At 44.3% G+C, this 24,930-nt stretch carries 27 protein-coding genes; 18 read left to right on the forward strand and 9 right to left on the reverse strand.

The features are described from left to right. Positions 1–258: 258 nt before the first annotated feature. The 5 genes from HBA50_RS00200 (at position 259) to rpsD (ending at position 3,891) form a co-directional block, all read left to right on the forward strand. Positions 259–549, forward strand: coding sequence for a thiamine-binding protein (locus HBA50_RS00200; protein ID WP_045499954.1), 291 nt, complete (start codon positions 259–261; stop codon positions 547–549). Further along, positions 512–1,264, forward strand: a complete 753-nt coding sequence (locus tag HBA50_RS00205) for an ABC transporter permease (protein ID WP_037615008.1) — start codon at positions 512–514, stop codon at positions 1,262–1,264. Before HBA50_RS00200 ends, HBA50_RS00205 begins: the two co-directional genes overlap by 38 nt. After that, positions 1,255–2,304 (forward strand): ABC transporter substrate-binding protein, encoded by a 1,050-nt coding sequence (locus HBA50_RS00210; protein ID WP_208102655.1) that lies wholly within the window; start codon positions 1,255–1,257, stop codon positions 2,302–2,304. Before HBA50_RS00205 ends, HBA50_RS00210 begins: the two co-directional genes overlap by 10 nt. Continuing rightward, positions 2,304–3,026, forward strand: coding sequence for an ABC transporter ATP-binding protein (locus HBA50_RS00215; RefSeq protein WP_045499963.1), 723 nt, complete (start codon positions 2,304–2,306; stop codon positions 3,024–3,026). Before HBA50_RS00210 ends, HBA50_RS00215 begins: the two co-directional genes overlap by 1 nt. A gap of 253 nt (positions 3,027–3,279) precedes the next feature. Next, complete coding sequence (gene rpsD / locus HBA50_RS00220) at positions 3,280–3,891, forward strand: 30S ribosomal protein S4 (protein ID WP_000092756.1); 612 nt, start codon at positions 3,280–3,282, stop codon at positions 3,889–3,891. A gap of 104 nt (positions 3,892–3,995) precedes the next feature. Here rpsD and HBA50_RS00225 read toward each other — a convergent pair whose 3' ends face one another. Further along, positions 3,996–4,526 carry a TetR/AcrR family transcriptional regulator gene (locus HBA50_RS00225; RefSeq protein WP_045499973.1) on the reverse strand — a complete coding sequence of 177 codons (531 nt, stop codon included), beginning with the start codon at positions 4,524–4,526 and terminating at the stop codon, positions 3,996–3,998. Between the two features lie 141 nt (positions 4,527–4,667). Here HBA50_RS00225 and HBA50_RS00230 point away from each other — a divergent pair, with 141 nt between their 5' ends. From HBA50_RS00230 to HBA50_RS00250, 5 genes are all read left to right on the forward strand, one after another. Next, complete coding sequence (locus tag HBA50_RS00230) at positions 4,668–7,067, forward strand: YhgE/Pip domain-containing protein (RefSeq protein WP_045499976.1); 2,400 nt, start codon at positions 4,668–4,670, stop codon at positions 7,065–7,067. Positions 7,068–7,319: 252 nt separating this feature from the next. After that, the gene (locus tag HBA50_RS00235) at positions 7,320–8,045 is read left to right on the forward strand and encodes a polyphosphate polymerase domain-containing protein (RefSeq protein WP_045499979.1); all 726 of its coding nucleotides are present in this window, start codon (positions 7,320–7,322) and stop codon (positions 8,043–8,045) included. After that, a complete protein-coding gene (locus HBA50_RS00240; protein ID WP_045499982.1) occupies positions 8,038–8,718 on the forward strand; it encodes a DUF4956 domain-containing protein in 681 nt (226 codons plus the stop codon). Before HBA50_RS00235 ends, HBA50_RS00240 begins: the two co-directional genes overlap by 8 nt. 18 nt (positions 8,719–8,736) lie before the next feature. Next, the gene (locus tag HBA50_RS00245) at positions 8,737–9,984 is read left to right on the forward strand and encodes a carbohydrate-binding domain-containing protein (protein ID WP_045499985.1); all 1,248 of its coding nucleotides are present in this window, start codon (positions 8,737–8,739) and stop codon (positions 9,982–9,984) included. Positions 9,985–10,089: 105 nt separating this feature from the next. Continuing rightward, positions 10,090–11,340 carry a S41 family peptidase gene (locus HBA50_RS00250; protein ID WP_045499988.1) on the forward strand — a complete coding sequence of 417 codons (1,251 nt, stop codon included), beginning with the start codon at positions 10,090–10,092 and terminating at the stop codon, positions 11,338–11,340. Between the two features lie 39 nt (positions 11,341–11,379). On the opposite strand, the gene HBA50_RS00255 is transcribed toward HBA50_RS00250, so the two are convergent. The 4 genes from HBA50_RS00255 to HBA50_RS00270 form a co-directional block, all read right to left on the reverse strand. Continuing rightward, a complete protein-coding gene (locus tag HBA50_RS00255; protein WP_045499990.1) occupies positions 11,380–12,333 on the reverse strand; it encodes a S66 family peptidase in 954 nt (317 codons plus the stop codon). A gap of 117 nt (positions 12,334–12,450) precedes the next feature. Continuing rightward, the gene (locus HBA50_RS00260; protein ID WP_045499992.1) at positions 12,451–13,350 is read right to left on the reverse strand and encodes a DUF4097 family beta strand repeat-containing protein; all 900 of its coding nucleotides are present in this window, start codon (positions 13,348–13,350) and stop codon (positions 12,451–12,453) included. After that, positions 13,343–13,942, reverse strand: coding sequence for a DUF1700 domain-containing protein (locus tag HBA50_RS00265; protein WP_045499994.1), 600 nt, complete (start codon positions 13,940–13,942; stop codon positions 13,343–13,345). The genes HBA50_RS00260 and HBA50_RS00265 overlap by 8 nt, the downstream gene beginning before the upstream one ends. Further along, the gene (locus tag HBA50_RS00270; protein WP_005591427.1) at positions 13,929–14,255 is read right to left on the reverse strand and encodes a PadR family transcriptional regulator; all 327 of its coding nucleotides are present in this window, start codon (positions 14,253–14,255) and stop codon (positions 13,929–13,931) included. Before HBA50_RS00270 ends, HBA50_RS00265 begins: the two co-directional genes overlap by 14 nt. Positions 14,256–14,521: 266 nt before the next feature. Between HBA50_RS00270 and HBA50_RS00275 the strand changes: the two genes are divergently transcribed. Genes HBA50_RS00275 through HBA50_RS00300 form a run of 6 tightly spaced genes read left to right on the forward strand, consistent with a single transcriptional unit; the run spans position 14,522 to position 19,494 of the window. Next, complete coding sequence (locus tag HBA50_RS00275; RefSeq protein ID WP_005591428.1) at positions 14,522–14,653, forward strand: teichoic acid D-Ala incorporation-associated protein DltX; 132 nt, start codon at positions 14,522–14,524, stop codon at positions 14,651–14,653. A gap of 20 nt (positions 14,654–14,673) precedes the next feature. Then, positions 14,674–16,224, forward strand: a complete 1,551-nt coding sequence (dltA, locus tag HBA50_RS00280; protein WP_045499997.1) for a D-alanine--poly(phosphoribitol) ligase subunit DltA — start codon at positions 14,674–14,676, stop codon at positions 16,222–16,224. Then, positions 16,221–17,465: a D-alanyl-lipoteichoic acid biosynthesis protein DltB gene (gene dltB / locus HBA50_RS00285; RefSeq protein ID WP_045500000.1), complete on the forward strand. Its 1,245-nt coding sequence runs from the start codon at positions 16,221–16,223 to the stop codon at positions 17,463–17,465. Before dltA ends, dltB begins: the two co-directional genes overlap by 4 nt. 21 nt (positions 17,466–17,486) lie before the next feature. Beyond that, the gene (gene dltC, locus HBA50_RS00290) at positions 17,487–17,726 is read left to right on the forward strand and encodes a D-alanine--poly(phosphoribitol) ligase subunit DltC (RefSeq protein ID WP_005591431.1); all 240 of its coding nucleotides are present in this window, start codon (positions 17,487–17,489) and stop codon (positions 17,724–17,726) included. Continuing rightward, positions 17,719–18,990 carry a D-alanyl-lipoteichoic acid biosynthesis protein DltD gene (gene dltD / locus HBA50_RS00295; RefSeq protein WP_045500008.1) on the forward strand — a complete coding sequence of 424 codons (1,272 nt, stop codon included), beginning with the start codon at positions 17,719–17,721 and terminating at the stop codon, positions 18,988–18,990. Before dltC ends, dltD begins: the two co-directional genes overlap by 8 nt. 24 nt (positions 18,991–19,014) lie before the next feature. Further along, entirely contained in the window at positions 19,015–19,494 is a 480-nt protein-coding gene (locus HBA50_RS00300) for a GNAT family N-acetyltransferase (RefSeq protein ID WP_045500011.1), read from the forward strand. A gap of 31 nt (positions 19,495–19,525) precedes the next feature. Here HBA50_RS00300 and HBA50_RS00305 read toward each other — a convergent pair whose 3' ends face one another. The 4 genes from HBA50_RS00305 to HBA50_RS00320 form a co-directional block, all read right to left on the reverse strand. Next, positions 19,526–20,353: a Cof-type HAD-IIB family hydrolase gene (locus tag HBA50_RS00305; RefSeq protein ID WP_045500014.1), complete on the reverse strand. Its 828-nt coding sequence runs from the start codon at positions 20,351–20,353 to the stop codon at positions 19,526–19,528. Between the two features lie 41 nt (positions 20,354–20,394). After that, positions 20,395–21,141 carry a DeoR/GlpR family DNA-binding transcription regulator gene (locus HBA50_RS00310; protein WP_045500017.1) on the reverse strand — a complete coding sequence of 249 codons (747 nt, stop codon included), beginning with the start codon at positions 21,139–21,141 and terminating at the stop codon, positions 20,395–20,397. A 232-nt stretch (positions 21,142–21,373) separates the two neighbouring features. Beyond that, positions 21,374–22,546, reverse strand: a complete 1,173-nt coding sequence (locus HBA50_RS00315; protein WP_045500020.1) for a CynX/NimT family MFS transporter — start codon at positions 22,544–22,546, stop codon at positions 21,374–21,376. A 76-nt stretch (positions 22,547–22,622) separates the two neighbouring features. Further along, positions 22,623–23,144: a TetR/AcrR family transcriptional regulator gene (locus tag HBA50_RS00320; protein ID WP_045500023.1), complete on the reverse strand. Its 522-nt coding sequence runs from the start codon at positions 23,142–23,144 to the stop codon at positions 22,623–22,625. A gap of 169 nt (positions 23,145–23,313) precedes the next feature. Between HBA50_RS00320 and HBA50_RS00325 the strand changes: the two genes are divergently transcribed. After that, positions 23,314–24,174 carry a cation diffusion facilitator family transporter gene (locus HBA50_RS00325; protein WP_045500026.1) on the forward strand — a complete coding sequence of 287 codons (861 nt, stop codon included), beginning with the start codon at positions 23,314–23,316 and terminating at the stop codon, positions 24,172–24,174. Positions 24,175–24,325: 151 nt separating this feature from the next. Continuing rightward, the gene (locus HBA50_RS00330; protein WP_045500029.1) at positions 24,326–24,928 is read left to right on the forward strand and encodes a DUF3796 domain-containing protein; all 603 of its coding nucleotides are present in this window, start codon (positions 24,326–24,328) and stop codon (positions 24,926–24,928) included. Positions 24,929–24,930 lie beyond the last annotated feature (2 nt).

Genomic DNA, 24,930 nt, shown 5'->3' on the forward strand with positions numbered 1-24,930 from the left:
GTAATGCCAGCGTAGGGAATTGTATTTGTAAAGACCTTGTGGTTTTGCTAAAATGGGGAATTATTCACCAATCTTTAGTTTACTGATGCATGCAACACCTTTTCCATATTGGAGAAGGTGTTTTTGTATGGAAAGTAAGGTGTTTATAAAGGGAGCTCGCTGTCTTTTTGATTAAAAACCAAGTTATTTTCTTGTGAATTTTAATCCTATCTGCATAGATTATTCTCAGATGAAGCATGAAAGTAAGGAGGTGAAGAGATGAAAGCCAGTATCGCTTTACAAATTCTTCCTTTGTCACATGATGTGAATCGTTTGGCAGTCATAGAGGAAGTGATTGAGTTTTTGCAAAAACAGCCAGTGAAGATGGTCGTGACGCCTTTTGAGACCGTTCTAGAAGGGGAATGGGAGACCTTATTTCCTATTCTGCAGCAGGCGATTGAGCTTGCAGGTACTCAGGCAGACAATGTTTTTGCTAATGTGAAAATAAACTATGGAAAGATTTTAAGTATTGATGAAAAACTTGAAAAATATCCTGCGGCAGCAGATTAGCCTTTTGGGTATGCTGGGAATCCTTGTTATCTGGCAGGTTATGGGCTGGCTCAAGCTCTTGCCCAAATTTATCCTGCCGACACCTCTGGAAATCGGTCAGGCCTTTATCAGAGATGCCGGATTTCTAGCAAGTCATAGCTGGGCCACCTTAAAAGTAGCCCTGCTGGGGTTAGTCTTGGGTGTCATCTTGGCCTGTATACTAGCTGTGCTCATGGACAGCATGAGCTGGCTCAATGATTTGATTTACCCTATGATGGTCGTGGTGCAGACGATTCCGACCATTGCTTTGGCGCCAATCTTGGTTCTCTGGCTGGGTTATGGGATTTTGCCCAAGATTGTACTCATTATTCTGACGACGACTTTTCCGATTATCGTCAGTATTCTGGATGGTTTTCGGCATTGTGACCGGGATACTCTGACGCTCTTTGAGCTCATGCAGGCAAATCGCTGGCAGATTCTCTGGCATTTTAAGATTCCAGCTAGTCTGCCCTATTTCTATGCGGGCTTGCGCGTCAGTGTTTCCTACGCCTTTATCACGACCGTTGTTTCCGAATGGCTGGGCGGTTTCGAAGGTTTGGGTGTTTACATGATTCAGTCCAAGAAACTTTTCCAGTACGACACCATGTTTGCTATTATCATATTGGTTTCGGTTATCAGTCTTCTGGGGATGAAGCTGGTGGCTGTCAGTGAAAAATATGTTATTAAGTGGAAATAGGAGCTCAGCTCTGCTATTTCCAAAAAGAAAAGAGGATTATAATGAAAAAAACTTATAAAATGTTGCTGGCAGGTTTGGCTGCCGTGTCTATCTTTGGCCTAGCGGCTTGTGGTAAGTCAGGCTCAGAGTCTGCTAGTAAGGATAAAAAGATTGATTTTATTCTAGACTGGTCACCAAACACCAACCATACTGGCCTTTATGTAGCTCAGGAAAAGAGCTACTTTAAGGAAGCAGGTGTGGATGTGGATATCAAGTTACCGCCTGAAGATAGCAGTTCGGATTTGATTATCAATGGCAAGGCACCTTTTGGTATCTATTTCCAGGACTCCATGGCTAAAAAACTGGATAAGGGCGCAGAAATCACAGCTGTCGCAGCCATTGTAGAGCATAATACTTCGGGCATTATTTCTAAGAAGTCTGCAGGGATTACAAGTCCTAAGGATCTGGCTGGCAAGAAATACGGCACTTGGAATGATCCGGTGGAGCTGGGCATGCTCAAAACTTTGGTCGAAAGCCAAGGCGGCCAGTTTGATGAAGTGGAAAAGGTTCCCAACAACGATTCCAACTCAATTACGCCGATTGAAAATGGTTTGTTTGATGCGGCATGGATTTATCATGGCTGGGACGGTATCATGGCAGAGACGCAGGGCATGGACACGAATTTCTTTTACATGAAGGACTATGTCAAGGAGTTTGACTACTATTCTCCAGTGATTATTGCTAATAATGACTATCTGAAGAAGAATCCGGACGAGGCGAAAAAGGTTTTGCAGGCCATCAAGAAGGGCTATCAATATGCCATGGAGCACCCTGAAGAAGCAGCGGATATTTTAATCAAGCATGCGCCAGAGCTGAAAAGCAAGCGTGACTTTGTCTTGGCTTCCCAAAAATACCTGTCTGAGCAATATGCATCAGATAAGGACAAGTGGGGTCAGTTTGAGGCTAGCCGCTGGAATGCCTTTTATAAATGGGCCAAGAACAACGGCATTGTGAACAATGACTTGAGTGACAAGGGATTTAGCAACGATTATATAAAATAATGACAGAAATCAAACTTGAAAATGTAAGCTATGCTTATGATGAGCAGCAGATTTTGAAAGATATCAACCTAGAGGTAGATGCTGGCCAGGTCGTAGCGATTTTGGGGCCTAGTGGCGTTGGGAAATCGACCCTCTTTAATCTGATTGCTGGGATTTTGGAGGTCCAGTCGGGCAGGATTGTCCTAGACGGGCAGGAAAATCCCAAGGGCCGGGTGAGTTATATGCTGCAGAAGGACTTGCTGCTGGAGCACAAGACGGTCTTGGGCAATGTCATCTTGCCCCTCTTAATCCGAAAAGTATCCAAAAAGGAAGCGACGGAGCAGGCTACTCAGATTTTGAAGGAGTTCGGGCTCTTTGATGTGGCAGACAAGTATCCACATGAGTTGAGCGGGGGGATGCGGCAGCGCGTGGCTCTGCTGCGGACCTATATGTTCGGTCACAAGCTATTTCTTCTGGACGAGGCCTTTAGTGCCTTGGATGAGTTGACCAAGATGGAGCTACACACTTGGTATCTGGATATTCATCGTAAGCTGGGTCTGACGACCCTCCTTATTACTCATAGCATCGAGGAAGCTCTGGCTCTCAGTGACCGCATCTATATTCTGAAAAATCGGCCTGGACAAATCGTAGCAGATCTCCAGCTGACTTGGTCAGCCAGTGAGGATAAGGAACTGCAGAAGCTACGATACAAGCAGGAGATTTTGAAGCTTTTGGGGCTGTAAGTTGCCTTGTTTTATAAAAATGACTTTAATCAAGCCTCTGGGCTTGATTTTTTTATATGACTCCCTTTACTTTTGACTTTATTCATGGTACAATAGCCTTTGTGTGAAATAGCAGCAGGAAAGCATGAAGCTCGTCAACAGGTGTCTTATAACAAGTAACCTTGGCTGTTTAGGCGAAGGGCATCTGCACGAATCAGGGCTTTCTAAGTGACTATTTCCACCGAAATATTTTTATTTTTAGGAGGACATACATATGTCACGTTATACAGGACCATCTTGGAAACAAGCTCGTCGCCTTGGCCTTTCACTTACAGGTACAGGTAAAGAATTGGCACGTCGTAACTACGTACCAGGACAACACGGACCAAACAACCGTTCTAAATTGTCAGAATACGGTTTGCAATTGGCTGAAAAACAAAAACTTCGTTTCACTTACGGTGTAGGTGAAAAACAATTCCGTAACTTGTTCGTACAAGCTACAAAAATCAAAGGCGGAATTCTTGGTTTCAACTTCATGCTTCTTTTGGAACGTCGTTTGGATAACGTAGTTTACCGTCTTGGTCTTGCGACTACTCGTCGTCAAGCTCGTCAATTCGTAAACCACGGTCACATCCTTGTTGACGGAAAACGCGTTGATATCCCATCATACCGCGTAACTCCAGGTCAAGTGATCTCAGTTCGTGAAAAATCATTGAAAGTTCCAGCTATCCTTGAAGCAGTAGAAGCTACTCTTGGACGTCCAGCATTCGTATCATTCGACGCTGAAAAATTGGAAGGTTCATTGACTCGTTTGCCAGAACGCGACGAAATCAACCCAGAAATCAACGAAGCACTTGTCGTTGAATTCTACAACAAAATGCTTTAATTTCTATTGGAAATTTATTCAGAAGCCGATTTCGGCTTCTTTTTTATTCAATTAACAAAAAGAGGCTGGGATATCTTGTCCCAGCTTTTATTAGTTGTCGAGTTTTATAGCATCTTTAAAAGAAGACTAGCCATTTGTTCCGGGCTTTCCTTACTGCCTCGGGCGATCCACATCTGGTAGACGCCAAAGAAAGCATTAACGAGGTAGACGATGCCGTATTCCTTTTCGATTTGATTGAAAGCTTTATTGCGAAACCGTTCTTGTAGGATTTGGGAAAGTAAGGATTGGAGCTTATGGCGTAGGAAATTTTGGATTTCTCTAGTGCCGTTTTCCGTCAAGAGAGCAGCCAGAAGAGGCTCTTGGGTCAAGAACTGAAAGACCTCTGTGATAGCGACTGCTACATCTTCTCGATTGTGTTCAAAGATGTATTCTAGTTGATGGAAGAGGCCTTGCTGATAGCGCTCAATCATATCATATTTATCTTTGTAGTGGGTATAAAAGCTACTGCGACTGATGCCAGCAGCTCGGGCCAATTCGACTGTTGTAATATGGTCAAAAGACTCCTGATGCAATAAGTCAACCATAGCCTTCTCAATGATGGCCTTGGTCTTTTTACGTTTATTACTTTCCGTCATTTCAATTTTTCCTTTGTTATTGAATTATACAAAATTAGACAAGGTGTACAAAAATAGAATTTTCTGCTTGCCTTAATTTTTTTATTGTGTATAATCTATTATATCAAATTTTTAGACAATGTGTATAAAAAAGGAGAAAAGATGTTCAAAGAATGGAAAGCGATCTTCAAAAAACCGAAGATTATTGTAGTCATGCTGGGGCTTGCCTTAATTCCAGCCTTGTATAATGTGATTTTTTTGAGCTCCATGTGGGATCCGTATGGCAAACTTTCTGATTTGCCAGTAGCGGTGGTCAATCAGGACCAGAAGGCGAGCCTGTATGGACAAGACCTGTCCATTGGGTCAGATATGGTTCAAGATATGAAGAAAAATGCAGCGATGGATTTTCATTTTGTGGATAAGGATCAGGCAGAGAAGGGATTGGAAAAGGGCGACTATTACATGGTGGTGACTCTTCCTAAGGATCTGTCAGCAAATGCGGCTAGTATTTTGAGCAATCAGCCTAAGCAAGTTACGATCCACTACCAAACATCCAGTGGTCATAGTTTTATCGCCAGCAAAATGAGCGATTCTGCCATGACTTCGATGAAGCAATCGGTCAGTCAGAAGATTACAAACAGCTATGTGACAAGCCTTTTTGCGAGTATGGATAAGCTAAAAGGTGGACTTGGAACAGCTGCAGATGGTACAGCTAAATTGGCCGAAGGCAGTCAGGAATTAGCAAACGGCAGCCAAAAGCTCTCTACTAACTTGGAAAGTCTAGCCCAGTCCAGCCTCACTTTCTCAGATGGAGCCACAGCGCTGTCAACTGGTCTGGTAGCATACACAAACGGAGTGGCTCAGATCAATGCCGGCTTGCCGACTTTTACTAGCAAGATGACGGAATATACAGATGGAGTTGGGCAGCTTTCAGCTGGTGCCAGTCAATTAACCGCTCAGTCACAAACATTACTGAATGGAACCAACCAACTGACGGGCAATTCACAGGAATTAGTTGCTGGTGTGGAGAGACTAAACAGCGGTTTAGCAGAACTGCAATCATCTGTTAATAGTAGTGTTACTGCTAATCAAGAAAAGGTTGCTCAGTTGACGGCGGGTCTAGATCAGCTCAATACAGCTATTCAGAATGCCACATCGGGAACGAGCTTGCCAACGGAAACAATTGCGGCTTCTCTCACGACGATTGCGACCAACGCCCAGTCTTTGGCAAGTAGTGCGCAAAGTGATCGGGCTGCAGCCGTGGCCGCTTTAGAAGGAACAGCTGCTTACCAAAAACTTTCTACCGATGAGCAAGAAGAACTAAAAGCAGCTCTAGCAGGTGGTGCTGATTCTAGCGGTAGTGCAGCGGCAACTATTGTACAGGAAGTCCAAGCTATCCAAACGAATCTGCAAGGTTTGCAAACGGCCAGTGGTCAGGCAAGTCAGCTGTCGGCAGCAGCCAACCAAGTCCTGCCAGGTGCTTCAGCTATGATTAGTGGTCTTTATGGTGGTCTGGGTCAGGTAAATGAAGCTTTATCCTCTGCCAGCACTGGTTCAGCGACCCTTTCTCAAGGCATTACGGCTTATACAGGTGGCCTTTCTCAAGTAGCTCAGGGAGTAGCCACTTATACTACAGGGGTTGATCAGCTTTCTCAAGGAGCGGCTAATTTAGCGAGTCATAATGACCAAGTGACTTCAGGAATCGGTCAAATCAGCTCAGGCCTTTCTCAATTACATGATAAATCATCGACTTTGGTCGCAGGGATGCAAACATTATCTACAGGTGCCACTCAAATGGCGGATGGTTCTCAGCAGTTAGCGACCGGTGGTCTCACTTTAAGTAGTGGGCTGGGAAATTTATCAATCGGCGCTCAGACTCTAAATACAGGGTTGACGGATGCCAAGGGTCAATTGTCCGAGCTTTCAGTGACAGAGGACAATGCGGCTGCCTTGGCTGGCCCTGTCGAGCTGAAAAAGACAGATAAAGATCAGGTTGGTAAAAATGGTGTTGGTATGGCTCCCTACATGATTTCTGTTGCTCTTTTTGTGGCGGCGATTTCGACCAATGTTATTTTTGGCACGCTCCCTTCTGGTCAAGTTCCAGCTTCTCGCAAAGCTTGGCTCAAGGCTCGTCTGGAGGTCAATGGTTTGATTTCTGTTTTGGCTGGCATCTTGGTTTATGGAGCGGTTCATTTGATTGGTCTTGAAGCCAACTACGAATGGACGACGCTGGCCTTGACTGTTTTAGCTAGCATGGCCTTTATGGCGGTTGTGACGACTCTGGTCACTTGGGATAGTAAGGTCGGGGCCTTTATCTCCTTGATCCTCTTGCTCCTGCAGTTGGCTTCTAGCGCTGGTACTTATCCGCTGCCCCTGACGGCGGAAATCTTCCAAATGCTCAATCCAATCTTGCCGATGAGCTATGCGGTGTCAGGACTGCGGGAAACGATCTCGATGAATGGTCAAATCGGTGGCCAACTAGCCTTCTTGACCGCGACTTTACTGCTTTTCATGGTTTTAGGCACAATAGCTTATCGCCCTGATAAGAAAGAAATTATTTAAGATAGAGAAGAGCGCAGACTATTTTCTCTTCGAACAGGAACAACTTGGTTTTGTGAACAGAACCAAGTTTTTTGTTTCACGTGAAACAGTCGTTAAAGGACAGAGAATTTTATTGTATAGATTTTCTCCACAAGTCTATGTTATTCGGTATGAAAATATGAATATTTTGTTTTCTTTAAGTTTTCTTTAGCCTTGCTTTAAGTTTTCATCCGTAAAATGGCTCTAGTTACAAGAAAGACAGGGGGAGAATCCATGGCTAAAAAGACATTTAAAGATAAATTTCAACGATTTGAAACCAAATACATTATTTCCAAAGAAACTTTGGCCGATTTATTGACCGAGTTTGAAAGCCATCTGGTGGAGGATGAGCATGCTTACTCGACCATCCATAATCTTTACTACGACACCCCGACCTATCAAATGATTCGTGAGTCCTTGGAAAAGCCTTATTTTAAAGAAAAATTGCGCGTGCGGACTTACGATGAAAATCCGAAAGAAGACAGTCAAGTCTTTTTGGAAATCAAGAAAAAAGTGCGCAAGATTGTCTACAAACGCCGCATTTCGACAGATCTAGTCGCTGCAGAGGCTTACTTGGAGGGCGATCACAGTAAGGTTGAGGATTGTCAGATTCGTGAGGAAATCGACTGGCTGGGTCAGCGCTACGGTGGTCTGCAGCCCATGATGTATATCTACTACAATCGTTATTCTATGAAGGGGATTGAGGATCCCAATGTTCGGATTACCATTGACCATGATTTGACCTACCGCAACTATGATTTGAGCCTCTTGCATGGTCATTACGGGGAAAATCTTCTGCCGAATCATCATGTGATTATGGAAGTCAAGGTGCCAGGGGCCTATCCGCTCTGGCTGAGTGAGATTTTGGATCGCCATCAAGTTTTCCCAAGCTCTTTTTCCAAATACGGGGTTGCTTACAAGAAAACGACAGACTATAAAGGAGTTGTAAATCATGCTTAGTCATTTATTTTATGATATTTTTACCGATACGGCTGTAGATCCGGCCATGATGATGCTGGCTATCGGAGTGTCTTTGCTTTTGGGCTTAGTCATTGCCAAGGTTTACCAGTTTAAGACAGTTTACAGCAAATCCTTTGTGATGAGTTTAGCGCTCTTGCCGACCTTGATTGCAATTGTGATTTTCTTGGTCAATGGAAGTTTGGGAGCAGGGGTTGCCGTCATGGGGGCCTTCAGCTTGATTCGTTTCCGTTCCGCACCGGGAGGAGCCAAGGAGCTGGTGTCCATTTTCCTGGTCATGACAATCGGGATTGCTATTGGAATGGGCTATCTGGTCTTTGCGACCGTCTTTACCCTCATCATGTCGCTTGCCATGCTGCTGCTTGAGGTGGTCAATTTTGGACAGATGAAGCATTCCATGCGCCAGCTGACTATCGTCATACCAGAAAGTCTGGATTATGAAAGCATTTTTGATGATATTTTCAACAAAGCTGCCAATCATGTTGAATTAGCCAATGTTAAAACCTCTGATATGGGAAGTTTGTTCAAGATTAAATACATCATTCAGCTGAATGGTCGAATGACTGAAAAAGAACTCATCGATGCCCTACGTACGCGCAATGGAAATCTAGAGATTGCCATCAGCCGCTATATCACGAAAGAAAATGAATTATAACTAGGAAAGAGGCCAATCATGAAAACAGGCAAGAAAAAAATATTTCAGAAAATAAAACTAATGGTACCCCTAGCGCTAATGAGTGTCACCTTGGGGGCTTGTAGTTTGACCAGCCAGTCCAGCACTAGTGCGAGTGCTAGTGCCACGACCACTCAAACGGCTACCAGTACGACAAAGACAGACACATCCAGCTATTTCACGGATCGTGATCAGGATGCTTCTTATGATGAGTCGACAGCGACCAAGATTAGCTTGAGTGGCTCCACAGCCAAGACATCCGGTGACGGAGCGAGCGTTTCTGGGTCCACAGTGACCATTACGGCAGCTGGCACCTATGTCCTCTCTGGCAGCAGTGAAAATGTGCAGATTGTCGTCAAGGCTGGCGATCAAGACAAGGTACAAATCGTCTTGGATGGTGCGACCATGACAGGGACGGATGCAGCGATTGTGGTAGAAAATGCGGATAAAACCTTTATTACCCTAGCTGAAGGCAGCAAGAATAGCATTTCTGACTCAGCCAATCACACCAATACTGACTACGATGCGGCCATTTATAGTAAGGACGACTTGACTTTCAACGGCTCAGGCAGTCTGACCATCGAAGGAAAATATGGTAACGCAGTTGAGTCTAATGATGACCTGCGCATCACAGGCGGGACTTATACGATTAAAGGCTACAAGAATGGCTTGTCAGCCAATGATGCCATCAACATCAAGGAGGCTAGTCTGGATATTACCGCGACGGAGGATGCGATCCACGCAGATAATGATGAGGATACTTCGCTCGGAAATCTCTATATTCAGTCTGGTACCATTACGATTAATGCTGGCGATGACGGTCTTCATGCCAGCAATGCAGCAGTGATTGACGGTGGTACTATCACAGTCAAGTCCAGTGTCGAAGCTTTAGAGGGAACAAATGTCACGATTAATGGCGGTACACTTGACCTTTATGCGACGGATGATGGGATCAATGCAGCTAGTACAGCGACCGGGGCTGAGATTTTCATCAAGATTACTGGCGGTGATATCAAGGTTGAAGTCGGCCAAGGCGATACAGACGCCCTTGACTCCAACGGCGATATCATCATGACAGGCGGAAACCTGGCTATCACGTCCACTGTATCTGCCTTTGACTTTGATGGTAAGGCTACCTATACGGGCGGGACTATCACGGTTAATGGGCAAACCCGAACCGAAATCACAGCCGATGGCCCTGGTGGCGGTGGTGCCCCAGGCGGACAAGGTGGTTTTGGTGGACATTGATTAGAAAAAATCTAAGCAGAGATTGTGCTTAGATTTTTTTGTTTAAATCGGCATAAAATGTACAAAAATGATATACTGGTCTCAATAATGAAGAGGAGCAATACGATGAGAAAAACGGCTATTTTTGAAGATGTTGTTTCGATTATGACCCAAGATTCGGCAACTAAAAAGGATATTGTCGGTGCGGATCCGACTGGTTTTCGCGAATGTATTTCAGACGATATGAGTGAAAAGGACTTTCTTTATCAGGTTCAGACTTATCTAGCTAGCTTCGGAGTTATTGGCCACGTAGCTTTTCGGGAGAAATATGCTAAGCCAAAAGGTTTTGTTCTACGTTCAACAATCCAAGGACTTTATGTTGAGCAGGCTAATGCAGATACGAATTTGCAGGCGGGCGATCAAATTGTGAAACTGGATGGACAGCATCTAGAAGAGTTTTATAGGATGCATCGAGCGTATTTTACCAGTTCAACGCCCGAGCGAAACTACCGTGAGTGGAGCGAGTTGATTTCAAAAGCTAGGCAAGTGACTGTTTTGCGAGCAGGAGCAGAGCAAATCCTTTCAGTTGAGCCTAGCCAGAATCCTATAGAAAGTCGATTTGAATGGAAAGAGTTAGAAAAGGGTGTTATTTATCTCCGTTTGGATGACTTTAGGAACGAGAAAGCCATCAACAAACTCTATCAGGAAGCACAAGATACTATCAAGAGGGCTGCTTGTCTGGTGATTGATGTCCGTCAAAATACTGGAGGGATGGACTCGCTGTATTTTCCCCTGCTCCACTATGCTCTTTCTGAGGGGCAAGTCTATTCTGACTTGGGTAGGACTGATGAAGGGATGGAAATTCTCTACACAGAGCGGAATGTTGACCTGCGTTTGAAAGATTTTGAAGCCTACGTGCAGCAGGAGGGGATTAATCAGGAGACGAAGGATTTGTTGGAGATAATCATGCAAGACCTGCAGGCCAATCGGGGCAAAGGCTATGTTAAATTTGGAGGCGAGGACAGGGAAATGTTTCCTAATGTGAAAGGAGGAAGCCATCCTGAGAAGATTTTTGTCTTGGCAGATGTCTACTGTGCTTCGTCGGGAGACAATTTTGTCCAGATGATGAAATGTTTTCCTAAGGTGACGGTTCTGGGGCGCCCGACTCTTGGAATACTAGATTATTCTAACTGCTGTCAGGTAGATTATGGTGACTATAGTTTGAACTTTCCAACTTCACGCGCTCTAGCACTTGATAAGGGACAGGGTATGACAGACAAGGGGATTGAACCAGACATCCTTATTCCTTGGACAGTTGAGCATCTGGAGCGGGATGTGGATTTGGAGCGCTGTTTAGAGATGATTCATGACTTTTAGATATCAAAAACGACCTTTTGTTTGGAGGTCGTCTCTTGTTTATTCATCAATTCTGATAGACATCGTCTCCGTATCCACAGTCACTTGAGCACCGATGGTGATGGTAAAGAGTGGCTGAGTATGAGCAAAATCCAAGTCATAAAGAACGGGAATTTGTTTGAGAATCGGATGTTTGTCCAAGATATAAAAGAGCAGCTCCTCTGTCATCTGGCATTCTTTTGGAAAGCGGCCGATGAGAAGGGCATGTGGGTTAGGGTAGGCCTGAAGGAGGGCGGCAAGATTGCGGTCAAACTCCACATAATCATCTTCCTCTGCCTCTTCAACAAAGAGGACATAGTTTTCATCTGTTGGGGCATAGGGTGTCCCGCGTAGAAGTGAGAAGGTAGAGAGATTGCCGCCGATAGCAGTGGCTTGGGCTTTTCCATGGTTGTAGACTTTCCACACTGTCTCATGGAAAGTCAGTGGCGCATCTGGAAGATACCAAGCATTACTGCCCCATTTTTCACTAGGAGTCAATTCATAAGAAGTCTGGCTGACGGCCTTGAGCCAGCTCTCGGTCTGATAGTCCTGCAGGGCATCCATCTTAAAGCTGGAGTAGGACGGTCCCATGTAGGTTTTCATGCCAGTCTTGCTATAGATAGCGTTGAGCAAGGCAGTAGTATCCGAGTAGCCGCAGAAAATCTTAGGATTTCTAGCAATCAATTCAAAGTCCAGATAGGGCAAAAGCTCATTACAGTTGAAACCGCCGATGGTGGCCAGAATAGCATCAACTGACTCATCTGCGAAGGCTGCATGAATGTCTGCCACCCGACTTTCGATGGAGGCAGAGCCTAGTATATCATTTTCCAGATAATGCTCCGAAAAAGACACGGTAAATCCTAGCTTTTCCAAGCGCTCCTTGGCAGCTAGATTGGCCTCAAATCCTCCGATATGTTCGATTGATGCCGAAGGGCTGACGACCCGAATGTGCATACCAGGTGTGAGTTTTTTCATAGAAACCTCCTTGTGATAAATTTTATAGAGTATCATAACATAAAGGCTATGGGAAGTAAAGGTAGGGTTAGAGAAAATAACCATAAAAAACGGAACCAATCAGGCTCCGTTCTATTTTTAATGACTAATCTCAATGCTGCCGGTGCTGGTGCGGGCGGTCAGCTTGGCTTGAGCCTGTTCATTGGTATGAATGACCCGATCGCCTATGAAGTCCTCTCGGTCGTAGCTGGTCTGTATATCCTTGGGCAGTTCAATGTCACCTAGGTCTGTTTGCAAGTCTAGTGAGATGGCTTTGTAGGTCTCTTCGGCGAGATGGAGATCGATGGAGCCATTGCTGCTGGACATGTTGATATTGCCCTTGAGGGTTAGTTTATCACTAGTGATACTACCGTTGGAGAGACTGATTTGAGTATCGGTCAGGCTGGTTTGGACTAGCTCGATGCTACCGTTAGCACTTTCAATGCTACCGCTCTTAATTTGGCTATGACTGAGTTCGATAGAGCCATTGCTGAGATCGGCTTTTAATTTTTTGATTGTCAGGTCATTGATTGATAGGCTACCGTTAGCCAAACTGGTCTTGACCTGCTCCAAGTTCTTTCCCTTAGGTAGGCTTAGAGTGATTTGTTGAGTCCTTTCTAATTCTCCATCTATCAGGCCCAGTAAAGAGCGTAGACCGCTGTTAATGTTGATAAAAGATCTTGCTTCCTGAATGTATAAACTTCCGTTTTTAGCTTTAGTAGCCACTTTTTCAGATGTCTTGCCGTCTCCTTGATAATAGGTCAAGTGAACCTTATCATCGGGCGATTCTCCAATTACGACCGAGCGATTGTTGAGCTCCAGATCTAGGGAATGGATATTATCATAGGTTTCTTCTTGCTTGGCCATCTTGGTGCTGGAAACGGAGCTTCTCACTAGATCCTGCAGACCACCACTTGCTAGCCCTGCCAGTATGAGGCCTAGACCCAGCAGACAGGCAACAATCGCAATGCTGAACACGGTTTTTCTTACTTTAAACATGACGGTCTCCTTTCCGTGCCAAGGCTTGGGCGAGTTTGACAAAACTCAGTTTGATAAAGCGAAGGATAGGACCAATGCTGAGATAAAAGAGTCCAGCCATCCCCAAGGCTAAGAGGCTCATCCCCAAACTGAGAGCAAAAGCAGGAATCGAAGTGCCCATACCGAGAGTCAGGCTGTCCCAAATCAGACTAGCCCCTAGGAGAAGCATAGCAAAGGTAAAGACGGCCATAACAAAAGCAAAGACACTGATGAGGAGGAAGAAAGTAAAGACTAAGGTCAAAGCCAAGATTAAGAGGGGGATTGCCAGTGGTGCTGCCAAAATGGACAGAATAGCAATCTGGACGATCTGCTTACTATTTTTGACGGAGCTAGCTTCTTGGCTATCTTCTTCTATTTTCTTGTCCAGAAGATTGATGATAATCTCGTGAGCGGCTTCTTTGGGACTGCCCAGCTCAGCCATAGCTGCTGCCTCTCCCTCTGGACCGACCTCGTCAAAGTACTCGGTGAAGTAGTCCATGGCTTCTTGATAGTCTTTTGCTGGCAACTTTTTCAAATAGTTATCTAGTTGAGCTAGATATTCAGTTCTTGTCATGGCGAACACTCCCTTCGATAATGCCCTTAATCATGCTGGTATAAAGCTCCCATTCATTTTTGAGGCTGACCAGTTGTTTCTGACCTGTTGGGGTCAGAGAGTAATATTTTCGTTTTCGACCTTGATATTCCTGAGAGTAAGTCTCTAAATACTGACTCTTTTCCAATTTTTTCAGGATAGGATAAAGCGTGGACTCCTTGATATCGGCAATGAGCTTGATGGTTTGGCTAATCTCGTAGCCGTAGGAATCTTCTTTATCTAAAATCGCTAAAATCAGAAATTCTATCAGGGTAGAAGATGTAGGGAAATACATGCACTACCTCCTATATATAAAAATATTATATATAAACTTTCTACATATAGGATAATCCCTTTCGAACAAAAAGTCAAGTAATATATAGAAATTTTACTTATAAATTTTGAAAAGGATTTCATCCTTGAAAGATAAGGGAAGTACCTCTTTTTCTCTTTATTTCCTTACAAGAACTTTACACAATTGATAGCTTTTATATTGAAATCTTTCTCTATAAAATGGTAAAATAATCTATGTCTATCTAAAAAAAGATAAGAGTGAATGAAATGACGAAATATAAGACGATTTATAAGTTTGTAGGGCAGACATTGCTATACTTTGTGATTTTCGTAGCCCTGCTTTATTTCTTTAGTTATCTTGGTCAAGGTCAAGGTGGCTTTATCTACAATGAATTTTAATGTAAGAGAGTACTATACACATGTCAAATACAGCAATTACAGATATGATTGAAGCGATTGAGCACTTTGCTCAGACGCAGCCAGATTTCCCTGTCTACAATGTCCTCGGACAAGTTCATACATACGGGGATCTAAAGACCGACTCCGATGCACTGGCAGCCAAGATTGATAGCTTGGGGCTAGCTCCCAAGTCACCCGTCGTTGTTTACGGTGGTCAGGAGTATGAAATGCTGGCTACTTTTGTGGCCTTGACCAAGGCTGGTCATGCTTATATTCCTATTGATAGTCATTCAGCCTTGGAGCGCGTGACTGCTATTTTGGAAGTAGCTGAACCAAGCTTGATTATTGCCATTGCGGATTTTCCGCTGGCTGATACAGATGTAAGCATTCTCAGTCTAGCAGAGGTTCGAGCGGCTTACGCAGAGAAGACTGCTTATGAGATGAGTCATCCAGTCAAGGGTGATGACAATTACTACATTATCTTTACTTCTGGTACGACTGGCAAACCTAAAGGTGTGCAAATCTCTCATGATAACCTGCTCAGCTTTACCAACTGGATGATTACAGACAAAGAATTTGCGACACCGAGCCGTCCGCAAATGCTGGCGCAACCACCTTATTCTTTCGACTTGTCAGTTATGTACTGGGCACCGACTTTGGCGCTGGGAGGCACTCTCTATGCCTTGCCTTCTAGTCTGACTCAGGACTTTAAGCAGCTATTTGAAGCGATTCTCAGCCTGCCTGTAGCAATCTGGACTTCTACACCGTCCTTTGCGGATATGGCCATGCTTTCGGAAGATTTTAATAGCCAAAAGATGCCAGGCATTACGCATTTTTACTTTGATGGGGAGGAGTTGACGGTCAAGACAGCTCAGAAATTGCGGGAGCGTTTCCCTGAGGCTCGTATTATCAATGCCTATGGTCCGACTGAGGCAACGGTAGCTCTGTCTGCAGTTGCTATCACAGATGAGATGTTAGCTACCCTCAAGCGCTTGCCAATCGGCTATACCAAGGAAGATTCACCAACCTTTGTCATTGATGAAAATGGGCAAAAGTTGCCGAATGGTCAGCAGGGTGAAATCATTGTCTGCGGACCAGCCGTATCCAAGGGCTACCTCAACAATCCTGAAAAGACAGCTGAAGCCTTCTTTGAATTTGAAGGGCTACCGGCCTATCATACAGGTGATGTGGGTAAGATGACTGATGAAGGTCTCCTACTCTACGGCGGTCGTATGGACTTCCAGATTAAGTTTAACGGCTATCGTATCGAGCTAGAGGACGTATCTCAAAACCTCAATAAATCCAAGTATATCGAGGCGGCAGTAGCAGTGCCACGTTATAATAAGGATCACAAGGTTCAGAACTTATTGGCCTACGTTATTTTGAAAGACGGTGTTGCAGAGCAATTTGACCGCGAAATCGATATTACCAAGGCTATCAAAGAGGATCTACAGGACATCATGATGTCTTATATGATGCCGTCTAAGTTCCTCTATCGGGAATCTCTGCCCCTAACACCAAACGGCAAGATTGATATCAAGGGGCTGATTAGTGAGGTCAACAAGTCATGATGGATTTCTTGAAACAGCTTCCTCATCTGGAGCCTTACGGAGACCCACAGTATTTCCTTTATCTTATCTTGGCTGTTTTGCCAATCTTTATCGGACTTTTCTTTAAGAAACGCTTCCCAGTCTACGAAGCCTTAGTCAGCTTGGCCTTTATCGTCTTGATGCTGACAGGCCCTAGTCTGGCCCAGCTCTATGCCCTGCTCTTTTATGTCGTCTGGCAGACAGTCTGGGTTTATTCTTATAAATTCTACCGCAAAAAGCGGGATAGCAAGTGGATATTTTATTTGCATACAGCATTGGCGGTTCTGCCCCTATTCTGGGTTAAGGTCGAGCCAGCTATCAGTGGCCACCAATCACTCTTTGGCTTTTTGGGAATTTCCTATTTGACCTTCCGCTCAGTTGGTATGATCATTGAGCTGAGGGATGGCGTGCTGACTGATTTCAGTCTCTGGGAATTCCTCCGCTTTATGCTCTTTATGCCCACTTTTTCTAGTGGTCCCATTGATCGTTTCAAGCGTTTCAATGAAAATTATCTCCAAATTCCAGAGCGCGATGAGCTTCTAGATATGCTGGAGCAGTCGGTCAAGTATATCATGCTGGGCTTTCTCTATAAGTTTGTCCTGGCCCATATCTTTGGCCACATGATTTTAGGGCACGTCAAGACCTATGCCCTCTATACTGGCGGTTTCTTCAATCTGGGAACGCTAGGCGTCATGTATGTCTTTGGTCTGGATCTCTTCTTTGACTTTGCCGGTTATTCGATGTTTGCGGTGGCCATTTCCAATCTCATGGGTATCAAGAGTCCTATCAACTTTGACAAGCCTTTTGTTTCACGCGATTTAAAGGAATTCTGGAATCGCTGGCACATGAGCCTGTCCTTTTGGTTCCGTGACTTTGTCTTTATGCGCTTGGTCATGGTGCTTATGCGTAATAAGGTCTTTAAAAATCGCAATACGACTTCTAGTGTAGCCTATATAATCAATATGTTGGTCATGGGCTTCTGGCATGGTGTGACCTGGTACTATATCGCCTATGGTCTCTTCCACGGTCTGGGCTTGGTGGTCAATGACGCTTGGCTCCGTAAGAAAAAGACCATCAATAAAGAGCGTAAAAGTAAGGGACTGCCAGCCCTGCCTGACAACAAGTGGACCCAAGCGCTGGGGGTTGTTATCACCTTCCATGTTGTCATGTTCTCATTCTTGATCTTCTCAGGATTTTTGAATGACCTTTGGTTTAAAAAATAAAATGTAAACGAGGAAACTATAATGGATGTAAAAGCAGAAGTAATTGAAATTATTGACGAATTATTTATGGAAGATGTTTCGGACATGATGGACGAGGATTTGTTTGATGCTGGCGTTTTGGACAGTATGGGAACGGTGGAGCTGATTGTTGAGCTGGAAAACCGTTTTGACATCCGCGTGCCAGTGTCAGAATTTGGCCGCGATGACTGGAATACAGCCAATAAAATCGTTGAAGGCGTAACGGAGCTTCGTAATGCTTAAACGACTCTGGCTAATTCTGGGGCCGGTCTTCTGCGCCTTGGTCATGGTCGCCCTACTCTTTTTCTTCTATCCGCTTGAGAAAAAGCATGATGTGGAAGCAGAGAAGCGGGCAGCTGTGACTCTTACAGCAGAAACTTTCAAGAGCCGTAGCAAAAAAATGACGGCCCTGACAGATCAAGATACCCGTTTTGTGCCCTACTTTGGCTCCAGCGAATGGCTGCGCTTTGACAGTATGCACCCAGCTGTTTTGGCCGAGAAGTATGACCGCAATTACCGACCTTATTTTCTAGGGCAGCGGGGGGCGGCTTCGCTCAACCAATATTTTGGGATGCAGCAGATGACCTCTGAGCTGGAAAATAAGACGGCTGTCTACGTCGTTTCTCCACAATGGTTTACCAAAAAAGGCTATGATGCAGCAGCTTTTCAGCAGTATTTCAATAGCGACCAGCTAGCTGGTTTTCTTAGTTGGCAGGACGGTGGAGTAGGCGCTCAATATGCAGCCCAGCGACTTTTGCAGCTCTATCCCAACATTGCTATGGGGGATATTGTCAAGAAAGTTGCCGATGGGAGCCAACTGACTTCTTTTGAGCAGCAGTATATCCATACTATGAGCCGGATTTATCAGCGGGAGGATGCATTTTTCAGTACATTTGCTGCTGGTAATAATGGCAATTATGACACGAAGGTCTTGCCTCAGCTTTCTCGTCTTCCAGATGAATTCTCCTATGAAGAATTGGAAAAACTGGCTACGGCAGATGCTGTCAAGCAGACCAATAACAATGATTTAGGCATTGATAACGACTTTTATAAGAAGCGTTTGGCTAGAAAAATCAAGAAGTTCAAAGGCTTCCAATCCAAACAGTCTTACGAAAAGTCTCCTGAGTACAATGATTTGCAGCTAGTTTTGGAACAATTTGCCAAATCCCATACGAATGTTATCTTTGTCATTCCACCAGTCAATGCCAAATGGATGGCCTATACTGGGTTGAGTGAAGAGATGTATCAGCGGACGGTTGAGAAGATTAAGTTCCAGCTGGAGAGTCAAGGCTTTACAAATATTGCTGACTTTTCTAAGGACGGCGATAAGCCTTACTTCATGCAGGACACGATCCACATGGGCTGGAATGGCTGGCTGGCTTTCGACAAGGCTGTCGATCCTTTTGTGTCTAATCCTCAATCTGCTCCGAATTATCAGATTAATGAAAAATTCTTCAGTAAGGAGTGGGCTAATTACACGGGGAACTACGAGGAATTTGTCAAATAAGGTAATAGGCTGGAAGGAGGCGACATGATTCGCTTGGCGGAAATGCAGGATATCCCAGCGATTTTAGCAATTTTTGATCAGGCTAGGGAGTTTATGCGGACTATGGGAAATCCCAGTCAGTGGCCAGCTTCCTATCCGAATCGTCAGCTGGTAGAGGAAGATATTCGGGTAGGTCACTGCTATGTCTTTGAAGAGGCTGGGCAAGTTGTTGGAACCTTTGCGTTCATCATCGGACCAGATCCAACCTACCAAGAGATTGAAGGTGCTTGGCATTTTTCAGAGCCTTACGGTACAATCCATCGTATCGCTTCAAATGGACAAGTAAAGGGTCTGGCTCATCAATGTTTTGACTTTTGCTTGCAGCAGATTCCTTATCTCCGCATCGATACGCATGAAGATAACCATCCGATGCAGTCAGCCATTCGCCGCTACGGTTTTAGCCAGTGTGGTACGATTTATTTGCCAGATGGCAGCCCTCGCCTTGCCTATGATTACCATCAATAAAAAAATCTGCTCAAGGGCAGATTTTTTTGCATTATAGTAAAACATATTCCTCAATAACTTTGGCGACCCCATGCTGGTTGTTGCTTTTAGTGACGACTGTTGCCTCAGCTTTAACTGCTTCAGGGGCATTGCCCATGGCAACTCCCAGACCAGCCAGTCGCAGCATTGGAAGGTCATTGAAGTTGTCTCCAATCGTCATGACCTGCTCCAGCGGAATCTGGTAGTGTTTGGCCACTTCTAGAAGGGCCTGCTCTTTTGACACCTGTTTATGTGTGACTTCCAAATAGTTGTCCTTGGACAGGTAGAAGGCTGTATTTGGAAAATCTATCGTTTGCAAGTAGGCATGGAGCTGCTGGATAACAGCTGCTTCATCAATCAACAGCAGCTTATGGGCTGGAATGAGCATATCTAGAACGGGCAGTAGAACATTTTGAATAAGAGGCTGCTCACCTGTAATCTCGGCTTCAATCTGCACCCACTTGTCCAAACGGTCAGCAATCCAATCTTTGCCAGAGTAGAGATTGATGGAAACACTAGGAAACTTAGTTTTGACCAACTCCAGAAAAGTGCGAATTTCTTTTTTATCCAATGGATGCTCGATAATGGTCTCGTAATTTTGCGGATCACCCTTGATGACCAGAGCACCGTTGTAGCAGGCTAGTGGGTTATCACCCAGTCCCAGCTTGCGCGCAATTGGCTCCATGCCCAGAGGAGAGCGGGCAGAGGCTAGAACAAAAGGGATGTTTTCTTTTTTTAGCAAGGGAATCTGCTCCCTCAGCTGCGGATCTACTTGGTGCTGGTCATCGAGAATTGTGCCGTCAATGTCGCTGATAATCAAACGAATATCTTGCTTGGTCATGGTTGCTTCCTCCATAAGCTACAAAATGAAATCTTGTCGAGCTAGTAAATAATGGTGACTTTCCCAGCCAGAAGAGCTTCTAGCTCAGGGCTAGGTTTTTGATCGGTGATCCAGTAGTCAAAATCGCTGATATTTCCTAAAATATAGGTTGATTCTTTCTTAACTTTGGCCTGCTCGGCCAGCAGAATCTTTGTCTTGGCCCGTTTGAGAGCTAGCTTCTTCAGATAGGCATCTTCCTGATCTTCAAAGCTGATTTGGCCATTTTTCAGCCCTGCAGCTCCGATAAAGGCTAGATCAAAAGAAATTTCTCTGAGCAGCTCGGCTTCATTGAGGGCGTAGTAAAAACGATTTCTCGGATAGAACTTCCCACCTAAAAGATGGAAAGCAACCTGCTCTTGGTCACTCAGCATGATGGCATTATCCAAAGAATGAGAAAAAATTGTCATCGGTTGCTGAACTTGCTGAGCCAGCTTGAGAACCACCGTTGATACATCAAAGAAATTGACCTGATTGGGTTTGAGAAAGTCCAGAGCCTTGTGAGCAATGGCCTTTTTTTCTTGGTTTAGTTGGCCGACACGGTCGTTGAAAGAAGGAATTTGCCGACTATTTTCCAAAGGAATAATCCCACCATGGGTGCGTTGGACCAGTTTTCGCTCGCTCAAAATTGAGAAATCACGGCGAATAGTGTCCTTTGAAACCTGAAAATAGTCTACCATATCCTTGGCTGCCAGCTGTCCTTTGTCCTCTAAAAGTTCCAGCATTTTTGAAAGCCGCTGCTCTTGATACATCTTTCTCATCCTTTCTGCTTCTTTATAAGTTCATTATAATCTATTGTTTAAGTATATGCAAGTGTTTATAATGAAGTGTAAGTTATTTTGTCGAATATAAAAAAGTCGTTTAAAAGTTATGTTATAATCAAAAAAATCAAGCAGGTAAGATGAGGAAAGATGATTTCAAGTGAATTTCGGAAATTACAAGAAACTTGGCAGTAAAAAAACTCCTGATGAAGAATCAGAAGTTTTATAGAATCTTATCAAATTTTTCTATGTAAAAGAGGCTCATAGTCATGATGACGGTCAGTCCGAGGAGGATGAGGATGGCTGGTGTCCAAGAATGGAACAAATCAAAGCTGTAGCCAAAGAGGCTCGGGCCGAAGGCAGCTAGGATGTATCCTCCAGTTTGAGCCAGTCCAGATAGTTGAGCCGTTTGCGCAGGTGTAGAGGTCTTGAGGGAGAAGGTCACCATGAGATAGGGGAAGAGGGCGCTGACAGACATACCAATGAGCAGATTAAGAATCAGCCAATAAGCAAAGGAATCTGTCCGAATCAAGAGCATGGTAATGCCGATCAGACCTGCCGCAGAAACCAGGCTAATCATGACCAGACGTTGACGAGCCTTCAAGCGCGCTGTCAAGCTAGGAATTGTCATCGAAAAGGGCAGGCTAATCAGAGAAAAGACCGCTGCTAGTAGTCCGGTCGTATCAGTAGAAAGGCCAGCTTGCTGCCCCAAGGTTGGCAACCAAGTCATACTGGTATAAAAGAGTAGTGACTGTAAGCCACCAAATAAAATTAAGGCCCAGACTCTTGGATTTTTTAGAAGAGCTCCTTGCTCTTGCTTTCCTTGCTGTTTAGCCGCCAAGCGATGGCTATATTTGACATTGGGCAACCAAACCAGAAGAATCACAAAGCAAATCAGGGTCGATACCCAAATGAGACCTTGCCAAGAGCTCATTTGAACGATGGGAACAGCCAAAGCAGACAGAATCGTGATCGACAGTCCCATCGATGTGATATAAAGAGTTGTCAAAAGACCGACACGATGTGGCTGATTGGCCTGAATCAAGCTCGGAAGAAGGACATTTAAGACAGCAATAGCCGCTCCTAAAATAATAGTTCCCGTATAAAGTAAGGGAAGATTAAATACGCGAATCAGCGAGCCTAGAGTTAGCACGAGTAAAACAAGTGTAAACAGTTTTTCCAAGCTCATCTTTTGCGCTAAGCGCGGAGCAAAGACCGAGCAGAGGGCAAACATAATCAAAGGCAGACTGGTCAAGAGGCCCAGGGAACTAACTGGCACCTGTAGCCCCTCAGCAATGTCTGTCAGAACGATAGGCAAAACAGTAAAAGGAGCCCGCAGTGCTATTCCGATCATCACTATACCTGGAATTAAAAATGGTGAGTGTTCTTTTTTCATAAATAGTCAATCTCCTTTCGTATGTCAAGGAACGATTATACCATATCTTTTTAGAAAATGATAGGTGAATTGCGGCTTAGTCCATCAAGTCCAGAAAATAACGAGAAATCGTGTCTTCGTCAACCTGATTTCGTTGCTGCAGCCACCAGCTGACCGTCTCCACAAAAGTTGACGTCACATAATTTTTTAAAAAGTTGTCCGGCAGATGGCTTTTTTTCTGCAATAATGTCTGCTCAATCATGGGAAAGAGATAGCGCTCTAGCTCGATTTTCAAGCGGTTGATGAAATAAGTATTTTTAGCTAGGAGGAGGGTGGCTATCCGATCCTGATTTTTCCGAAAGTGATGGAAAATATGGGCGGTCGCTTCAAACAAATCGCGTCCTTCAGATCGCTCGATAAAGGTATGCTGAAAGAGATCTTGGCAGAGTTCCTCCAGCAGGGTTTCTTTGGTCTCAAAGTGGCTATAGAAGGTGGAGCGGCCCACATCTGCTAGGTCAATGATTTCCTGAACGGTGATGCTTTCGTAGCTTTTCTGATTGAGCAGGCTGATAAAGGCTTGGTAAATGGCTGCGCGTGATTTTTTTACTCGTCTATCCATGGAAATTCCGTACAAAAAGAGCTTTTTGTCTGCTAAGAGACAAAGGGCATGAACTGGCTCTTGTTTCCTTTCTGATAATAGTGGATAATATAATTGAACAGAGTGTTCGGTATTGATTAGATTATACCATAAATAGTATTCGTTTAAGCAAATATATAAGGAGGTTGTGATGAAATCCAGTAAAAATATGACAATCGCTTTTCTCTTGAATTTTTCTTTTGCTATTATTGAGTTTATCTTTGGCCTTCTCTTTCATTCTAGTGCTGTCTTAGCGGATGCAATTCACGACACAGGAGATGCCTTGGCTATTGGCCTATCGACTCTTTTTGAGAAGATTTCCACCAAAAAAGAAGACCGAGAATATACCCTAGGATATAAGCGCTACAGCCTGCTGGGTGCCCTCTTGACCTCGGTGATTTTGCTGGTCGGTTCGACCTTGGTAATCGTGGAAAATGTCCCCAAATTATTTGCTCCTGAGAAGGTAAATTATGATGGCATGCTGGTTTTGGGAATTGTCGCCATTGTCGTCAATACAGCAGCCAGCCGAGTGGTCAGTCATGGGCACAGCCACAATGAATCCATTCTTAGCCTGCATTTTCTTGAGGATATTTTGGGCTGGCTAGCGGTTGTCGGAGTGTCTATTATCCTGCGCTTCACCGACTGGTATTTTCTGGATCCGCTGCTTTCTCTGATCATCGCAGGCTTTATTCTCAGCAAGGCTCTACCAAAATTTTGGGAGAATATCCAGATTTTCCTAGACCATGTGCCCAGCGATGTGGATCTCAGTCAGCTTTATCAGGAAATAGCAGTGCTGGAAAACGTGCGAGCCATCACCCAGCTCAATGTTTGGACAACGGATGGTTTGGAAAAATATGCCATGCTTCATATCTGTTTGGAAAATCCCAATTTGCTGGCCGAAACGCAGGCTGTCCTGCGCCAAAAGCTTTTGGCTTATGGCATTGCCAAAGTAACCATTCAGACCGATAAAAGCTTGAAAGAACACCAAGAATGTTGTATTGGTAAAGAGTAGTTTAGAGCCCCAGAGAAATTCTGGGGCTTTTGTTTGCGGAAATAAAAAATTTTCCCAAACAGCACATAAATGCTTGTCTTTTATTCTTGTGTGTGATATATTTATAACATAAAGATGTTAAATATTTCTAACACTACGAAAGGAGTCTATCATGAAAAAAAGTCAAAAAATGGGTGGCCTCATTTTGATGGTTGCCACGGCTCTCTTTATTGATGTTACTGTTTTCCTTGCTCCCAGCAATCTCAGCTGGTCAGCCAAGTGTATGATTGTCGGTTTGGTAAGTATAGGTCAGCTTATAAGCATCTGGTCTTGGTTTCACATGAAACCATGGCCTAAGAAGATAAAAGAGTTTCAAGAAAAGCAAGTCTATGATCTGACCATGAAATTTTATAATCTGTTGAATCTTACGGCAACCTCTATCTATACTATCGGAATCTGGTTGTGGACGCCGAGCACCAATCCGCCCATTATAAAGCACATTGCTTTGGGAAGCCTCCTCGCTATCCAGTTTCTCTTTCTTTTATTTTTTGCCTTGAAAAAGGTCAAGGAGAGAGCAGACGAGCGCTTTTATGCCAATCTAGCAAAAGCAGCGACTTTGATGTTTGCTATCTGTATAGCAACTTTGCTGGTGCTTGCAGGGCTTAGTGCTAATGTAGGTTCCATCACAGTCAATGCTGGAATATTTTTCATCATGATTGGTGTCTTGGTTTTGCTCTTTGGATTTGTCTTCTTTTTATTTGAAAAGAGAGGTTAAAA

This window comes from Streptococcus cristatus ATCC 51100 (assembly GCF_011612585.1).
Taxonomy (GTDB): domain Bacteria; phylum Bacillota; class Bacilli; order Lactobacillales; family Streptococcaceae; genus Streptococcus; species Streptococcus cristatus_H.

Coding starts and splice junctions, on each gene's coding strand:
- HBA50_RS00200 (WP_045499954.1), top strand. CDS start 259: ATGAAAGCCAGTATCGCTTTACAAATTCTTCCTTTGTCACATGATGTG.
- HBA50_RS00205 (WP_037615008.1), top strand. CDS start 512: ATGAAAAACTTGAAAAATATCCTGCGGCAGCAGATTAGCCTTTTGGGT.
- HBA50_RS00215 (WP_045499963.1), top strand. CDS start 2,304: ATGACAGAAATCAAACTTGAAAATGTAAGCTATGCTTATGATGAGCAG.
- rpsD (WP_000092756.1), top strand. CDS start 3,280: ATGTCACGTTATACAGGACCATCTTGGAAACAAGCTCGTCGCCTTGGC.
- HBA50_RS00225 (WP_045499973.1), bottom strand. CDS start 4,526: ATGACGGAAAGTAATAAACGTAAAAAGACCAAGGCCATCATTGAGAAG.
- HBA50_RS00230 (WP_045499976.1), top strand. CDS start 4,668: ATGTTCAAAGAATGGAAAGCGATCTTCAAAAAACCGAAGATTATTGTA.
- HBA50_RS00235 (WP_045499979.1), top strand. CDS start 7,320: ATGGCTAAAAAGACATTTAAAGATAAATTTCAACGATTTGAAACCAAA.
- HBA50_RS00240 (WP_045499982.1), top strand. CDS start 8,038: ATGCTTAGTCATTTATTTTATGATATTTTTACCGATACGGCTGTAGAT.
- HBA50_RS00245 (WP_045499985.1), top strand. CDS start 8,737: ATGAAAACAGGCAAGAAAAAAATATTTCAGAAAATAAAACTAATGGTA.
- HBA50_RS00250 (WP_045499988.1), top strand. CDS start 10,090: ATGAGAAAAACGGCTATTTTTGAAGATGTTGTTTCGATTATGACCCAA.
- HBA50_RS00255 (WP_045499990.1), bottom strand. CDS start 12,333: ATGAAAAAACTCACACCTGGTATGCACATTCGGGTCGTCAGCCCTTCG.
- HBA50_RS00260 (WP_045499992.1), bottom strand. CDS start 13,350: ATGTTTAAAGTAAGAAAAACCGTGTTCAGCATTGCGATTGTTGCCTGT.
- HBA50_RS00265 (WP_045499994.1), bottom strand. CDS start 13,942: ATGACAAGAACTGAATATCTAGCTCAACTAGATAACTATTTGAAAAAG.
- HBA50_RS00270 (WP_005591427.1), bottom strand. CDS start 14,255: ATGTATTTCCCTACATCTTCTACCCTGATAGAATTTCTGATTTTAGCG.
- HBA50_RS00275 (WP_005591428.1), top strand. CDS start 14,522: ATGACGAAATATAAGACGATTTATAAGTTTGTAGGGCAGACATTGCTA.
- dltA (WP_045499997.1), top strand. CDS start 14,674: ATGTCAAATACAGCAATTACAGATATGATTGAAGCGATTGAGCACTTT.
- dltB (WP_045500000.1), top strand. CDS start 16,221: ATGATGGATTTCTTGAAACAGCTTCCTCATCTGGAGCCTTACGGAGAC.
- dltC (WP_005591431.1), top strand. CDS start 17,487: ATGGATGTAAAAGCAGAAGTAATTGAAATTATTGACGAATTATTTATG.
- dltD (WP_045500008.1), top strand. CDS start 17,719: ATGCTTAAACGACTCTGGCTAATTCTGGGGCCGGTCTTCTGCGCCTTG.
- HBA50_RS00300 (WP_045500011.1), top strand. CDS start 19,015: ATGATTCGCTTGGCGGAAATGCAGGATATCCCAGCGATTTTAGCAATT.
- HBA50_RS00305 (WP_045500014.1), bottom strand. CDS start 20,353: ATGACCAAGCAAGATATTCGTTTGATTATCAGCGACATTGACGGCACA.
- HBA50_RS00310 (WP_045500017.1), bottom strand. CDS start 21,141: ATGTATCAAGAGCAGCGGCTTTCAAAAATGCTGGAACTTTTAGAGGAC.
- HBA50_RS00315 (WP_045500020.1), bottom strand. CDS start 22,546: ATGAAAAAAGAACACTCACCATTTTTAATTCCAGGTATAGTGATGATC.
- HBA50_RS00320 (WP_045500023.1), bottom strand. CDS start 23,144: ATGGATAGACGAGTAAAAAAATCACGCGCAGCCATTTACCAAGCCTTT.
- HBA50_RS00325 (WP_045500026.1), top strand. CDS start 23,314: ATGAAATCCAGTAAAAATATGACAATCGCTTTTCTCTTGAATTTTTCT.
- HBA50_RS00330 (WP_045500029.1), top strand. CDS start 24,326: ATGAAAAAAAGTCAAAAAATGGGTGGCCTCATTTTGATGGTTGCCACG.